The organism is Bartonella sp. AA16NXGY (assembly GCF_042197325.1).
Classification (GTDB): Bacteria; Pseudomonadota; Alphaproteobacteria; order Rhizobiales; family Rhizobiaceae; genus Bartonella.
The window spans coordinates 61,094-76,231 of sequence record NZ_JBHIRR010000003.1 but is presented as its reverse complement, the minus strand read 5'-3'; the positions used below and the strand labels follow the sequence as shown (position 1 = coordinate 76,231).

Below are 15,138 nucleotides of genomic sequence, written 5' to 3'. Positions count from 1 at the left end.
TATTTTTATTTTTTTAACCTAGCAGCTTATATTATAAACAATAATGTTGTTTAATAATAAAAATATTTATAGACAGTAAGCTGAAGATTTTGTCCGTTTGTTTGGTGGGATTTAAGACTAAAAATGGTCTTAAATAATTATGTGTTTAGAAAATAATATCCATTGTTGTTTGTGAAGAGCTTTGTTGATAGATTTACGATGCGAGAAATGGTATAAATCCTTGTTTTTTTAAATTATGGAGCGCGAGTATTTTTGCAGCATTATCCATTTACTAACTCTAAAGCACTTTGAAAAAGTAAACGACCGTCAGTACCTCCGTGGGCGGGTTCAATAAAGTTTTCAGGATGGGGCATCATACCAAGAATATTACCAGCTTTATTAACAATACCAGCAATATCTTTCATTGAGCCGTTCGGGTTTGTATTTTCTGCATAGCGAAAAACAATTTGTTCATTGTCTTCCATTTGTTTCAATGTTTCACTATCAACAAAATAATTTCCGTCATGATGGGCAACAGGACAACGAATAATTTGTCCTTTAGAATAATATCGAGAAAATTTTGTCTTGGCGTTGACGACTTCAAGCTTGATTTCACGACAAACAAATTTTAAAGAAGCGTTACGCATTAAAGTACCGGGTAATAATCCTGCTTCCAACAAAATTTGAAATCCATTACAGATACCTATAATTGTCGTACCTTCTTGTGCTTTTTCACGAATGGCTTTTAAGACGGGAGTTCGCGCTCCAATCGCACCACATCTTAAGTAGTCGCCATAGGAAAAACCACCAGGAATAATAATAACATCTACATCTGGAATTGTTGTTTCTGTTTGCCAAATTTTTAGTGGCTCAACTCCCGTTATATGATGTAATGCTGCAACCATATCTCGATCACGATTTAATCCAGGAAGTTGAATGATGGCAGTTTTCATGAGCATTTCACTTACAGAAGTTCGATTGTATAATTTTCAATGACAGTATTTGCGAGTAACTCTTCACACATTTGTTCAAGTTTTTTCTTTGCAGTTTCAGAAGGTAGTTCATCAAGAACAATATCAAAAACCTTTCCTTGACGAATAGATTGAATGCCTTCGAAAGCCAAACTTTTTAAAGCACCGACAATTGCTTCTCCTTGTGGATCAAGAACGCTTTCTCTTAAAGTAACCGTAATGCGTGCTTTCATTTTTTGCTTCCTGCTTGTTAAAAGAACCTCTCCTTTGAAGAGGGGTGTTTGTATAAGGTGATGTTTTTTACCTTGTTTTTACTTTACGAGAACGGGACCACTTGGTCGTGTTGGTTCGTTTTCATTCATAATACCAAGACGTTTGGCAACTTCTTGATAGGCATTAATAAGCCCTCCCATATCACGACGAAAACGGTCTTTATCCATTTTTTCTTGTGTGTGCATATCCCATAGTCGTGCAGAATCAGGAGAGATTTCATCAGCAAGAACAATGCGCATTGTTTCATCTTCCCACAGGCGACCAAATTCCATTTTAAAATCAATTAATTGGATGTTAACACCGGCAAAAAGCCCAGAAAGAAAATCATTAATACGAATTGAAAGTTGCATCATATCTTCTATCTCTTGTGGGACAGCCCACCCAAAAGCTGTGATATGTTCTTCCGTTACCATAGGATCATCGAGAGAATCATTTTTATAGTAGAATTCAATGATGGATTGCGGAAGCGGGGTTCCTTCTTCCAGTCCTAAACGTTTAGCAAGAGAGCCGGCAGCAACATTGCGAACAACAACTTCCAACGGAATGATTTCCACCGCTTTAATAAGCTGTTCGCGCATGTTTATACGTTTGATAAAATGTGTTGGGATGCCCAAACGTCCAAGATGGCTAAAAATATGTTCCGAAATTCGGTTGTTTAAAACCCCCTTTCCGTCGATAATTTCATGTTTTTTTGCATTAAAGGCAGTTGCATCATCTTTAAAAAATTGAATGTAAGTCCCTGGTTCAGGTCCTTCATATAAAATTTTAGCCTTGCCTTCATAAATACGGTGGCGACGATTCATCATGATTCTCTATTTATCTTGAGAGGTTTTTAATAACATTGATAAATGATACTATCCTAATTGATAGAATTTCTCAATGATATTGCTATGATACTTTTATAATTTTTATCATTACACGTTTACCCAAAGGTGAAGATACATAAGCGATGAGAAAGAAGATCACCTCTTTTGGATCAAATTTTTGCAAGAAAGTGAGAGAGGACCATAAGCCCTTCAGGCCAAGGTCCGTGTCCGGATTCTGCGTTAATATGGCCAGAATACCCAGCATCAACAAAGAGTGATCCCCAATCATTGGCAATTTTTTCTGCTACTGAAAATTGACAAAACTCATCGTTGCGACTGGCTATGACAATAGAAGGAAAAGGAAGCTTTTGGCGATGATAGGGGCCAAATGTCATTAAATGTTTGGGACGTATTTTTTCATTGGCGACATCTGGAGGTGCAACAAAGAAAGCGCCACAAATTTTTTCTGTATTTTGTACAGTTGCATGAATAACACTGGGAACTCCTAATGAATGAGCAATAAGCATAACAGGCCTTTGAGCTTTTGCGATGGCGGTTTTAACTTTGTTAACCCACTCTTCACAAACAGGCTTTGACCAATGGAGTTGTTCAATGCGGCTGGCTGTCGACAATTTTTTTTCCCAGCGTGTTTGCCAATGATCTGGACCAGATCCTTTGTAGCCAGGAACAATAAGAATATCGAGTTGATTTGCTTTCATGAATTGTTTTCTTTGTTACAACAGATTTTTGATCATAGGTTGAATGGATTTTGGTTTTCTATGTCGCTTTATTGTTCTTCAAAAACACGTTTAAAAATCGTATTGATATGTTTGGTGTGGTAAGAAAGATCAAATTTTTCGCGAAGTTCTTCTTCACTTAAAGCTTTGGTAACATCTTTGTCGTTGAGGAGTTCTTCTAAAAAATCTTTTCCTTGTTCCCAAACTTTCATCGCATTTCGTTGTACAATCCGATAAGAATCTTCACGACTAATCCCTGCTTGTGTGAGTGCTAAAAGAACCCGTTGTGAGTGAACAAGACCGCGGAATTTATTGAGATTTTTTTGCATATTTTCTGGATAGACAATGAGATTTTCAATGACAGATGTGAGGCGAGAAAGAGCAAAATCAAGTGTAATCGTCGCATCTGGAGCAATATAACGCTCAACAGATGAATGGGAAATATCACGTTCATGCCAAAGAGCTACATTTTCCATGGCTGGGAGTGCAAATGCACGTACCATACGGGCTAATCCAGTTAAATTTTCTGTTAAAACTGGATTACGTTTATGAGGCATTGCCGATGAACCTTTTTGCCCAGGTGAGAAATGTTCCTCTGCTTCAAGAACTTCTGTTCGTTGTAAGTGGCGTATTTCTATTGCTAGCCTTTCAATAGAGGAAGCAATAACACCAAGTGTTGCAAAAAACATAGCATGACGATCTCTTGGTATTACTTGGGTGGAAACCGGTTCAGTACGCATCTTCAAGGCTTTTGCTACATGTTCTTCAACGCGTGGATCGATATTAGCAAAAGTTCCTACAGCTCCTGAAATCGCGCAAGTAGAAATTTCTTCTCGTGCAGCAAGAAGACGTTTGCGACAACGGGAAAATTCAGCGTATGCAAGAGCAAACTTGATTCCAAATGTTGTCGGTTCAGCATGAATGCCATGACTCCGCCCAATGGTGATTGTCTCTTTATGCTCAAAAGCACGTCTTTTTAATGCTTCAAGAAGTTGATCTATATCCTCTAGCAAAATATCACTCGCACGCATCAATTGAATGTTCAGCGTTGTATCGAGAACATCAGATGATGTCATGCCTTGGTGGATAAAACGTGCCTCTGGTCCAATGAATTCAGCTAGGTGGGTTAGAAATGCGATAACATCATGTTTGGTAATTGCTTCAATTTCATCAATGCGATTGACATCAAATTTAGCTGCTGCCCCTTTTTCCCAAATGACTTTGGCGGCTTCTTTCGGAATAATCCCTAAGTGAGCAAGGGCATCACAGGCATGGGCTTCAATTTCAAACCAAATACGATATTTTGTTTCGGGAGACCAAATTGTTACCATTGCAGGGCGGGAATAACGTGCGATCATCATTTTTTTCCTTGTTGTGAGAGGATTGCGGCTTGGCGCAATGCACTAATACGTGTTTTGTAAAGCTCTTTATTTCCATCTTTATAAATTGCAGAGCCTGCGACAAATACATTTGCACCAGCTTTTGCAGCTATCTCAATTGTATCAACGGTGATACCACCATCAACTTCAAGATCAATAGGGCGGTTTGCAATCATGCTTTTAACGCGCTTAATTTTATTTTTTATTTCTGGAATAAAACTTTGTCCACCAAAACCGGGATTGACCGTCATGATGAGAATGAGATCTAATTGATCAAGCAAATATTCAAGTACATGTTCAGGGGTGCTTGGATTGAGTGCGATTCCTGCTTTTTTCCCCATTTTTTTGATTGTTTGTAATGAACGATGAAGATGTGGACCTGCTTCAGCATGAATAGTTATAATATCTGAACCTGCTTTTGCAAAAGCTTCTAAATAAGGGTCTACTGGTGCGATCATCAGGTGGACATCAAATATTGCTTTTGTTAATGGGCGCAGAGCTTTGACGATTTCAGGACCAAAGGTGATGTTAGGAACAAAGTGCCCATCCATAATATCAAGATGAAGCCAATCTGCACCAGCATCAACAACATCTAACATTTCTTGTCCAAGTTTAGAAAAATCAGAAGCCAAGAGAGAAGGCGAAATGAGATGAAAATGAGGCATTAAAATCTCCTTAGATTGGCAGTTTTTATCATATCGCTGTGTATACACAAATATTTTTTGTGTTATGACGGAAAAGAAAAAATATGTATTATAGGTCTTTTTATGGAAAGATTGCTTGAAATTTTAAAGCTTTATAAGTGAAAGATATGTCGAATCATAAAACATATTTGATGCCTGAACTTCAACATAAACATACTATTGCGGTTTCTTCTCAAGAATATCGAGATGCCATGAGTCTTTTTGCAGGAGCTGTGCATATTGTGACAACAAATGGTATTAAGGGAAGACGTGGGGTGACTGTTTCGGCGTGTTGTTCTTTATCTGATGATCCTCCAACCCTTCTTGTTTGTCTCATGCGCCATAATTTAAAGAATCAGGTGTTTATGGAGAATGGAAATTTTTGTGTTAATAGCTTGGCAGGAAAACATCGCTCATTAGCGGATGTTTTTTCGAGGCGTTGCAATTCTACACAAAATGAGCGTTTTGATGTTGCTCAATGGGGAGCTTTGCAAACGGGGGCGCCTAGTCTTTCAGACGCTCTAGCGTCGTTTGATTGTCGTTTGATTTGTTGGCACGAACACGCAACCCATTGTGTTTTGATTGGTGAGGTTGTTGCAATCAACTGTAATAAAGAAAAAGATGCTTTGATGTATTTGAAACGTGAATATCACACTTTGCCTTTATAAAGATTTTATTTTTTTGCATTGATGAAATGATTTATTGTTGCTTCATTTAGATTTTAAACAATGTAGAGAGTAGGGGAGGGATGGCTCTGATATCTGATATTAGATTTCCTTCTTTTTAAAGTTTTTCAATAAGCGAAAAAAATGATTCTGGATGAGATTTGATCAAGAATTCAATCTACATAAAAAAGCGATCAAACCTAAACAGTGCATTTAGATATATTCGTCGATTGTTATGAAAAAACATTTTACTCTTGTGTTGATGGGTATTGCACAATATATAGACCGCACATAGCATATGTGGAGGTTTTTTATTGCATGAGCGAAGAGATTGATGGTCAATATCGCCCTAGTGAAGATGAGCCTTTTATGAATGAGCGGCAAAAGGCGTATTTTCGTGCTAAATTGGTTTCTTGGAAGAATGATATATTAAAAGAAGCTCGTGAGACTTTGGAAAATTTGCAGGAAGAGAATGTTGGTCAGCCCGATTTGACTGATCGGGCTTCTTGTGAAACTGATCGTACAATCGAATTACGTGCTCGTGATCGTCAGAGGAAACTTATTTCAAAAATAGATGCTGCTTTAGAGCGCATTGATAATGGGACATACGGTTTTTGTGAAGAAACCGGCGAACCCATTAGTATCAAGCGTCTTGAGGCTCGGCCGATAGCCGTTTTGTCATTGGAAGCGCAAGAACGTCACGAACGACGTGAAAGAGTTTATCGCGATGATTAAGGTTATTGAGATGATAAACAAACGAAATTCGTGGTGATGAAATTGTATATTTTTATTTTTGAGGGGTAGGAATGAATAAAGATGGTTCTTGCCGCCCCTCAATTTCGGCGGTGATGGCTGAATCTTTTACCGCTTGATTCGTAAAAGGAGAGGGACTTTTATCCGATACATCGTTTCTTTCTGGAGGGGCGGAATTTAGATGTGTGTGTGTTTCTCTTTTTTGTATTTTTGATGTACCAGTAATATCGGATTCTACAACCACATCTGTTAATCCGCCAATAAGGAGCAAATGTTCTTTATTATCGCAACGGACTAAAACAAGGCGGCGTGCTCGATCTATAGAAATTACTTCACATAATGCTAATCGTGATAGACTTTTTTTTCTATTAATGCTGTATCTTCCTGTACTTAAGCGACGTAAAAACACGATAATTACGGTAATAGCTGCGATTGTTATTATAAAAAGCAAAAAGCTTATCGTTATGTTTGCAGCAGATACACCTATCTGCTCTGATAACCAGATATACATAGATTTTCTCCCATTTTGGATGGAAATATTATTTTTTATTGAGATAAATTTATAAACATACCCTCAAAAGGTTCACTTATAATGTAAGAAATAAACTTTTGAATATTAAGCGAGCTTATCTTAGATAATATCATAGTATATACTTTATAACAACATAACAACGAATATAAAGGAAGTTTTGTGACATAAGAAATAGCTATAAGCTAAGGCAAAGAGAGATGGATAAAGATTTTGAGAATAATGAAAGATCAGCGTCTTCGTTTCATCGGAGAGTTGTGATTTTTGGTGTTGTTTTTGTATTAGGTTTTCTTTTCATTGTGGGTATTTTAGGTTTTTTTTATCCACAAAACTATTTGCAACAGGCGATATCAATATCTTTTTTGATTCTAGCAATGATCGGTGTTGCAACACTCGTTTTGTGTGGAATGGGAATTTTAAGATATCATGTGTGGTCGCATGAAGATTTTGATTTTAGCATCTTTAATAGGAGCGATGATGCAATTGTAATCTCTGATCTTTCTGGTTTTGTTTATTATTCTAATCAAAACTATCGAAAAATTCTGACCTATAAGCCTGAAGTGTCTTGTTATAGGGTTATTGCGGATCTTCCAGGAGCTGGTGCACTCTCGTACCGCTTAAAGGTTGCAGCCTGTAATAATCTTGCAGCGCAAGAGGAATTGAGAGTAGAACAACCAATTTTTACCGATTCTACACCAAAAAAATCTGTTTGGTATAATATTTCCGTTCAACCTATCACAAAACAGAAAAAAAAGCTTTTATTTTGGCGTATTACTGATATTTCGCACTTACAACAAACGCGAGAAGTTTTTTTCTCGAACCTTCAAGAGGCTATCAATCACTTGGATCAAGCTTCTATTGGTTTTGTATCCGTTAATAGACAAGGAACTATTCTTTATGCCAATGCGACTTTTGCCGAATGGTTTTCAATTGATTTAGCGAATTTCTCAATTGGTCAATATAATTTTGATTCGTTATTTGATAGCGTTGGCGCTAAGAGCTCATGGAGTGATATCTGTTTACAAACCAACAGATATCAAAGTTCAGGTTACTTTTTACCTTATAGGTTTTCGTTATGTTTAAATTCACACACGACTTGTGAGAAAATATTCCATTGTCTTATATCTGTTTCTTCTCTCTTAGAAGAGGAAGCCATTTATCGTGTTGTGATCATTCCACAACAAATACAAAAAGAAGAGGATGATCAATTAAAATTACCCAGCATATTAGGAGAATATTTTGATGCAAGTCCTTTTGCAATAGCCGTGGTGGATCATGCAGGGCAATTGGTTCATATGAATAATGCTTTTTCATCACTCACGGGATGCATGGATAAAACGATCAATTTTTATGATGTTATTTCTCGTCGTGATTGTGTGCAGTTAGAGCGTGCCTTTCAGAAAATTGCGACAAATAAAAATTATTTTGTTTCTCTAGAAACTGTTTTAGAAAAAAATGAAGAACGCCATTTACGTCTCCATGTTATGTCTGTACCACCATATCATGGTGATGCATTGCAAGATTTGGTCATTCTCTCTGTCATTGAAACAACAGAACAAAAAACGCTTGAAGATAAAATGATGCAAAGTCAGAAGATGCAAGCTGTTGGACAATTGGCAGGCGGTATTGCTCATGATTTTAATAATGTTTTAACAGCAATTTTAATGTCATGTGATCTTCTTTTAAATACCCATCGTAGTTCTGATCCTGCTCATGCTGATCTTATCAATATTAAAAATAATGCTAATCGTGCAGCGGCTCTTGTACAACAATTATTAGCTTTTTCTAGAAAGCAAACACTTCGACCTGAAGAAGTTGATTTTACAGAGTTTTTATCAGACATTCGCAATCTTATTTTACCACTTTTGGGGAATAATATTCAGTTAAAAATTATCCATGGAAGAGATTTGTGGAGCGTTGAAGTTGATCAAGCATCTTTTCAGCGTGTTATTATGAATTTGGTTATTAATGCGCGTGATGCCATGTTAGATGGAGGTATTGTTACGATTGCGACAAATAATATTACAAAGCAACAAAGTGCTGAATTTAATCATCTTGGATTAGCAATTGGTGAGTATGTGCAATTGACTATCTCAGATACAGGGGCTGGTATATCTGCTGCTATACAAGAAAAAATGTTTGAGCCATTTTTTACAACAAAAGAAGTTGGAAAAGGAACAGGACTTGGTTTATCAATGGTTTATGGAATTATCAAGCAGAGCGGTGGGTATATTTATTGTGAAAGTAAAGAAGGTGAAGGAGCAACATTTCATATTTTTCTTCCCCGTTATATCCCCAATATAAAAGGAGAAATTTCTCAAAAGATTGAAAAAGATGAAGAGAAAGATAAAAATATAGACTTAACAGGATCTGCGACTGTTTTATTAGTTGAAGATGAAGATGCGGTCAGAATGGGGGGGGTAAGAGCTCTTCAAATGAGAGGATATACGGTTTTAGAGGCAGCAAGTGGGGTGGAAGCACTCTCTATTCTTGAGGAACAAAAAGGAGAAGTTGATATTATTGTTTCCGATGTGGTGATGCCAGAAATGGATGGGCCAACTTTATTGAAGGAAGTCCGTAAAAACTATCCTGATATCAAATTTCTTTTCGTTTCTGGATATGCAAAAGATGCCTTTGCTAAAAATCTTCCACAAGATGCTGTTTTTGGTTTTTTATCTAAGCCTTTTACACTCAAACAGTTAGCTGTAACAGTTAAAGAAACACTTTCGTCATAAACAAAAATTTATGCAATAGAAAATTGCGTATTTTAAGATTTTTTAGGCGAAATACGAGAGTATTTTGATAAATAGAGCTTATGATAATGTCATAGAATTGAATAAAGAAGAAAAATTTTAAAAATGAACTAAAATTCAAAAAATTACATATTTTGTGCAAAAATTTATGAAGAGATGGACTCTATTATGTCAATATTTCATAGAGATTTTCAATTGTAGATACTGAGCAAAAACTATGTGTAAAGCATTGAAATATGCTGATTAATAGATTGTTGATACACTCAAAAAGATAAAAGCTGTTGTTGCGTATCGACCATTTTGCTCTTCCCTTCAATAAATGCTTTTAAGGCTTCGGGATAGAGTTTATGCTCTGCTTTAAGAACTCTTTGTGCTAAGCACTCAGCAGTATCATGGGGATAGACTGGAACGGCTGCTTGGGCAAGGATTTTTCCTGCATCCATGTCTTCTGTAACAAGGTGAACAGTGCAACCCGTGATTTTTACACCTGCTTGTAAAGCTTTTTCATGTGTGTTTAAGCCTTTAAATGAAGGCAAAAGAGAAGGATGAATATTTAGAATTCGTCCTTCATAAAGTTTTACAAAACGTGGTGAGATAAGGCGCATATACCCTGCAAAGCAGAGAAAATCCGGTTTATATTGATTTAAAATTGTAAAAATATTTTCTTCATGCTCTTCTTTTGTTTTGTAAATTTTACGATCAACAATATGAATAGGTAAGTTATGGTTTTGCGCTTTTTCAATACCGTTGGCACGCGGATTATCGCAAATAACCGCGACGATTTCAGCAGGATATGCCGTTTGTTGGCTAGCTTGAGCAAGGGCGACCATATTGGATCCATTACCAGAAATGAAAACGACGATTTGTTTTTTCATAAATGCAGTACCCCTTTATAAAGTATTCCTTTATTTTGATCTTGGCATTTTGTTAAAATGCCAAGGGGAGTTACAGTCTCTCCTTTTCTTTCAAGAGCTTGTGTAATTGTTTCAGCTGCATGCTGTGCTACGATAATGATCATGCCAATACCACAATTAAATGTTCTTAACATTTCTGTTTCTTCTATTTTACCTTGTTTGGCAATCCATGAAAATACTGCTGGAACATTGATGCTAGAAAGATTAATTTCAGCGCAGAGAGAGGATGGAAGGACACGTGGAATATTTTCAGGAAAACCTCCACCCGTAATATGAGCAAGAGCTTTAATCCCTTCATATTTTCGCATGATGGGAAGAAGCGATTTTACATAAATGCGTGTTGGTGTAAGAAGTGCTATACCAAGGCTGCTTTCGGGGGAAAAAGGGGCAGGGTCATTCCATTTGAGATAATTTTGCTGGATGATTCGTCGAACAAGCGAAAAGCCATTGGAATGAATTCCAGAGGCGCTTAGACCTAATATAATATCACCTTCTGTCAAATCTTTTGAAGGGAGTAGCTTGCTACGTTCGCATGCTCCAACAGCAAAACCAGCTAGATCATAATCTCCCTCTGCATACATTCCTGGCATTTCTGCAGTTTCTCCTCCAATAAGGGCAGCACCGGCTTGTTTACATCCTTCTGCAATACCGGAAACAATCGCAGTTCCTTGTTCAGGGTCAAGCTTTCCAGTTGCAAAATAATCCAGAAAAAAGAGAGGTTCAGCCCCTTGTACGAGTAAATCATTGACACACATAGCTACAAGATCAATACCTACAGTGTTATGGTGACCTACTTCAATGGCAATTTTTAATTTTGTTCCCACACCATCATTGGCTGCTACTAGGATAGGATCCGTAAAGCCTGCTGCTTTTAAATCAAAAAGTCCACCAAAACCGCCAATTTCTGCATCTGTTCCGGCTCGTTTTGTTGCGCGTATAAAGGGTTTAATTTTTTCTACCATGGCATTACCCATATCGATGTTTACACCGGCTTTTGCGTAGGTAAGACCAGCTTTGGATTTATCCCCAGCCTTGGATTTATTATTTGTAAGATCTTGATTGCTCATTGGAGCCTTCCTTTAATGGAAAATCAGGTTTTGATATTATGCAATGCCATGATAGAGTTCTCTCTGCAAGAGATATTGATAAGAAAATAAGCAACTTTTCTTGTACCTTATTTTGAAGTTGTTTATAATTTTTTGTGAAGAATTTTTTAGGATATTTTATGAGCAAGATATCAGATAATCACGGACAGTCCTCTTGGCAGCTTATGAGAAAGAAAGTGAGTGAGAATACATCTCGTGATCGTTATAAGACTTATGTGCCAGCGTATACTCAATTACCTTTGCCGAATAATATGAAAAGACAAATCTTTTTTTGGCTTGGTACGCTGATTTTTTTCATTCTTTTTATGTTTGTTTTTGGATCAATTTTGCTTCCTTTTGTGGCAGGGATTGTGTTGGCTTATTTTCTCAATCCCATTGTTCAATTACTTGAAAAATTTGGTATTCGTCGTGTGTTTGGGACTGTCCTTATCACCCTATTTATTGTTATTACCTTTGTTGCTGCTTTAATTATTTTGATTCCTGTTATTAGTTGGCAAATACAGCAATTTATGAGTGATGGTTTACCTGTTTACATTAATCGTATTCAAACCTTTTTTGTTGAGCATGATTTTGATTGGTTAAGGCGCTATTTTGGAAGTGATCCAAATGAATTACGGAATAATATTAAAGGATTTTTGGGAGAAGGTTCGGATTTTATTACGTCTCTTTTGAATTCACTTTTAAAGTCAGGAAAATCAATCGTTAATATCGTTAGCCTATTTGTTGTGGCACCTGTGGTGGCATTTTATATGTTATTAGATTGGCCACGTATGGTAACAGCAATCGATTCGTTAATACCGCGTGATCATCTTGAAACTGTTCGTAGTATTTTTCATGAAATGGATAGAGCTATTGCAGGCTTTGTTCGTGGACAAGGAACAGTTTGTCTCATATTGGGAGGCTATTATGCTATTGGTTTAACGATTGCAGGACTCAATTTTAGTCTTTTGATTGGTATGTTTATTGGTCTTATTAGCTTTGTTCCTTATATCGGCACAATGAGTGGCTTGGTCCTTTCTGTTGGTATTGCATGGGTCCAGTTTTATCCCAATAATTGGGGGGGAATCATCGTTGTGATGGCACTTTTTTTAATTGGTCAGTTTATTGAAGGTTATATCCTTCAACCCAAGCTTGTAGGTTCATCAGTGGGATTACATCCCGTATGGTTGATGTTTTCACTTTTTGCTTTTTCTTCACTCTTTGGTTTTACTGGTATGCTTGTTGCTGTTCCTGCGGCAGCGGCTGTTGGCGTTTTAGTTCGTTTTGCTCTTCATACTTATCTGAGTTCTCAGATGTATTCGAGAAGCGGAAATTCGGAGCCGCTAAAATGAATGGGCGTGAAACGCAATTATCTTTAAATTTTCCTTATGATCCGATTTTTCAATTTGAGGATTTAGTGGTAACGGAAAGCAATCGTATGGCTTTTCAGCTTATTGATCACTGGCCCAATTGGAGCTTACCTATTGCAGTTTTGGTTGGTAAAGAAGGCTCTGGAAAAACGCACTTTTCTAATATATGGCTCCAAAAAGCAGATGCTTTCAGGATTCAGCACAATGAAATTGATCAGGCTATTACTATGGCTTCTTTAGGCAGATCATTTTTAATAGAGGATATTGATGCAGGTGAAATCAATGAGACAGAACTTTTTCATTTAATTAACAGTATTAAGCAAGCAAATCTTGATGCACGACAAGCTACTTTATTGATGACGGCACGAACACTTCCTTCCGCTTGGAATTTAATGTTAAATGATCTAAAAAGTCGTCTTAATTCGGTAATGTTCGTTGAAATTAATCAGCCTGATGATGCATTGTTAACAGCTGTTGCATTTAAGCTTTTTTCAGATAGGCAACTTATTGTACATCCAGATACGGTTTATTATCTTGTAAGTCGTTGTGAACGTTCTTTATTTTCATTGAAGCGTGTTATTGATTCTGTTGATCAGTTGGCATTACAAAGAAAAAGAAAAATAACACGTGCTGTTATTGCTGAAGTTTTAAATAGAAGAAATCCGTAAATACTCCTTATCATGGCTTAATTATTCTGTCCTTCTATTATCGTTTCAATATGTGGAAGACAAGTCATTTAAATTTTCTTCTTTTTGGATATCTATATAAGAGTAAAAAATAATATTTTTTACTTTTGTCATGTGTTTATTTTAAATAGCTTTGAGATTTTATTGTATGATGTTGAATTCTTTCCATCTTCGCATTTGAAAATTTTTCTAAAAAGAGCGCTTTATTTTATTTATAATGAAATCTTTGTGCTTTGAAAAAATGTTTGTTGTTTATGGATTTGGATTGTAGAAGATTCTAGAATTTTTAATAAAAGAGTCCTTGGGAAGATAGAAAAAGAGAGGAAAAAGCTTAATACAGCTGAATTTTTTGGCTTATGTGCTCTTTGGAAAAGTTTTTCTATGATATTTAAGTCGTTTTTTTCTAAAATTGTATCTGTGGAATGCATTTTGATACAGTGAGAGCTTGCTTAAAAAAGGACAAAAATTATGAAGTCCTTATAGAGAAATTCATTCTTTTTTAATATAGATTGGATTTTCTACGGAGGTTATTTTCTACTACTTGTTAATAAATCTGTTATTGAGTAGGGAAAAAAATTTAAAAATGTGCTTTTTTGTAAAGAAATGCAACAAAATTAAAAAAAAGTGTGTTTTTCTCTTGCACTTCTGTTGTGAAAATTTTAGGAAATGTGCATCAAGTAAATGTAAATGGCGGAGCGTAGCGCAGCCTGGTAGCGCACCTGATTTGGGATCAGGGGGTCGTAGGTTCGAATCCTATCGCTCCGACCATATTTGATTGAGTATGTGAGAATGACCCAATTGGGTACGTGTGGTGAGAAACTATCATTCAAGCGTTGTGTAATCTGAAGGAAAAAGGCATGATCGCACGTATTTATAGTCCTGCTAAGACAGCTATGCAGTCAGGTAAGGCGAATACAGGTTTTTGGATTCTAGAGTATGAGCCGGTGAAAGCGAAAATGCTTGAACCTCTTATGGGGTACACGGCAACGTCTGATATGAATAATCAGGTAAGAATCCGATTTAATAGGAAGGAAGAAGCGATTGCTTTTGCGCGTAAGAATGCTATCTCTTACCGTGTAGAAAAGAAACATACGTCGATTCGACGTGCTATTTCTTATTCTGATAATTTTCGCAGTGATCGGCAGCATTCTTGGACACATTGAATTAAAGATGCTATTTTGAATTGAGAAAATAATCAGTTGGGTCCCGTAGCTCAGCTGGATAGAGCAACGGCCTTCTAAGCCGTGGGTCACAGGTTCGAATCCTGTCGGGATCACCATGTTTAAATGATATTAATAGGCTATAAAAAGTTAGAGAGTTTTCCTTTTATTCTATTAGCTTATTTTTCTGTAAACTCCCGAACCTTTTTGATGTTTTTTGGTTGATTTTGTTGCTAAACGTTTTCTGTTGACTGTTTTAGTATAAAATGATGCTGTTTTCTCTTTTTTCAGTAAAAATTGCTTTTGATTGCTGAAACTTTAGCATTGCATATTCTTGCCGCGTGTTGCTACTATATCACATGCTTTAGGAAACAGATTACAAAAACTCTTTTTTA

General features: G+C 36.5%; 15 protein-coding genes and 2 tRNA genes. 8 read left to right on the top strand and 9 right to left on the bottom strand.

The window, feature by feature from the left end; genetic code table 11:
- Positions 1 to 260: 260 nt before the first annotated feature.
- From purQ to rpe, 6 genes are all read right to left on the bottom strand, one after another.
- Positions 261 to 932, bottom strand: coding sequence for a phosphoribosylformylglycinamidine synthase subunit PurQ (purQ, locus tag ACFINK_RS02810; RefSeq protein ID WP_375613086.1), 672 nt, complete (start codon positions 930 to 932; stop codon positions 261 to 263).
- Between the two features lie 11 nt (positions 933 to 943).
- Entirely contained in the window at positions 944 to 1,183 is a 240-nt protein-coding gene (gene purS / locus ACFINK_RS02805; protein WP_375613085.1) for a phosphoribosylformylglycinamidine synthase subunit PurS, read from the bottom strand.
- A 78-nt stretch (positions 1,184 to 1,261) separates the two neighbouring features.
- Complete coding sequence (gene purC, locus ACFINK_RS02800; protein WP_375613149.1) at positions 1,262 to 2,026, bottom strand: phosphoribosylaminoimidazolesuccinocarboxamide synthase; 765 nt, start codon at positions 2,024 to 2,026, stop codon at positions 1,262 to 1,264.
- Between the two features lie 173 nt (positions 2,027 to 2,199).
- Positions 2,200 to 2,748 carry an RBBP9/YdeN family alpha/beta hydrolase gene (locus tag ACFINK_RS02795; RefSeq protein ID WP_375611547.1) on the bottom strand — a complete coding sequence of 183 codons (549 nt, stop codon included), beginning with the start codon at positions 2,746 to 2,748 and terminating at the stop codon, positions 2,200 to 2,202.
- A 68-nt stretch (positions 2,749 to 2,816) separates the two neighbouring features.
- On the bottom strand, positions 2,817 to 4,124 hold the full coding sequence (purB, locus tag ACFINK_RS02790; RefSeq protein ID WP_375613148.1) for an adenylosuccinate lyase: 1,308 nt from the start codon (positions 4,122 to 4,124) through the stop codon (positions 2,817 to 2,819).
- Complete coding sequence (gene rpe, locus ACFINK_RS02785; protein WP_375638209.1) at positions 4,124 to 4,810, bottom strand: ribulose-phosphate 3-epimerase; 687 nt, start codon at positions 4,808 to 4,810, stop codon at positions 4,124 to 4,126. Before rpe ends, purB begins: the two co-directional genes overlap by 1 nt.
- A 146-nt stretch (positions 4,811 to 4,956) precedes the next feature.
- Between rpe and ACFINK_RS02780 the strand changes: the two genes are divergently transcribed.
- Together ACFINK_RS02780 and dksA are read left to right on the top strand one after the other, a co-directional pair.
- A complete protein-coding gene (locus ACFINK_RS02780) occupies positions 4,957 to 5,496 on the top strand; it encodes a flavin reductase (protein ID WP_375611549.1) in 540 nt (179 codons plus the stop codon).
- A 315-nt stretch (positions 5,497 to 5,811) separates the two neighbouring features.
- Positions 5,812 to 6,228, top strand: coding sequence for an RNA polymerase-binding protein DksA (gene dksA / locus ACFINK_RS02775; RefSeq protein ID WP_015856486.1), 417 nt, complete (start codon positions 5,812 to 5,814; stop codon positions 6,226 to 6,228).
- Positions 6,229 to 6,280: 52 nt separating this feature from the next.
- Here dksA and ACFINK_RS02770 read toward each other — a convergent pair whose 3' ends face one another.
- Entirely contained in the window at positions 6,281 to 6,757 is a 477-nt protein-coding gene (locus ACFINK_RS02770; RefSeq protein WP_375611550.1) for a hypothetical protein, read from the bottom strand.
- 218 nt (positions 6,758 to 6,975) lie between these two features.
- On the opposite strand from ACFINK_RS02770, the gene ACFINK_RS02765 reads away from it, so the two are divergent.
- Complete coding sequence (locus ACFINK_RS02765; protein ID WP_375638208.1) at positions 6,976 to 9,510, top strand: response regulator; 2,535 nt, start codon at positions 6,976 to 6,978, stop codon at positions 9,508 to 9,510.
- A 281-nt stretch (positions 9,511 to 9,791) separates the two neighbouring features.
- On the opposite strand, the gene purN is transcribed toward ACFINK_RS02765, so the two are convergent.
- Both purN and purM read right to left on the bottom strand, forming a co-directional pair.
- A complete protein-coding gene (gene purN, locus ACFINK_RS02760; RefSeq protein ID WP_375613082.1) occupies positions 9,792 to 10,403 on the bottom strand; it encodes a phosphoribosylglycinamide formyltransferase in 612 nt (203 codons plus the stop codon).
- Positions 10,400 to 11,509: a phosphoribosylformylglycinamidine cyclo-ligase gene (gene purM / locus ACFINK_RS02755; protein WP_375638207.1), complete on the bottom strand. Its 1,110-nt coding sequence runs from the start codon at positions 11,507 to 11,509 to the stop codon at positions 10,400 to 10,402. Before purM ends, purN begins: the two co-directional genes overlap by 4 nt.
- Before the next feature lie 158 nt (positions 11,510 to 11,667).
- On the opposite strand from purM, the gene ACFINK_RS02750 reads away from it, so the two are divergent.
- From ACFINK_RS02750 to ACFINK_RS02730, 5 genes are all read left to right on the top strand, one after another.
- Entirely contained in the window at positions 11,668 to 12,879 is a 1,212-nt protein-coding gene (locus tag ACFINK_RS02750; protein ID WP_375630182.1) for an AI-2E family transporter, read from the top strand.
- Complete coding sequence (gene hdaA / locus ACFINK_RS02745) at positions 12,876 to 13,565, top strand: DnaA regulatory inactivator HdaA (protein WP_375638206.1); 690 nt, start codon at positions 12,876 to 12,878, stop codon at positions 13,563 to 13,565. Before ACFINK_RS02750 ends, hdaA begins: the two co-directional genes overlap by 4 nt.
- Positions 13,566 to 14,274: 709 nt before the next feature.
- Positions 14,275 to 14,351, top strand: a tRNA-Pro gene (locus tag ACFINK_RS02740).
- Between the two features lie 89 nt (positions 14,352 to 14,440).
- Positions 14,441 to 14,746 (top strand): ETC complex I subunit, encoded by a 306-nt coding sequence (locus ACFINK_RS02735; RefSeq protein ID WP_375613078.1) that lies wholly within the window; start codon positions 14,441 to 14,443, stop codon positions 14,744 to 14,746.
- A gap of 39 nt (positions 14,747 to 14,785) precedes the next feature.
- A tRNA-Arg gene (locus ACFINK_RS02730) sits at positions 14,786 to 14,862 on the top strand.
- Positions 14,863 to 15,138: the final 276 nt, after the last annotated feature.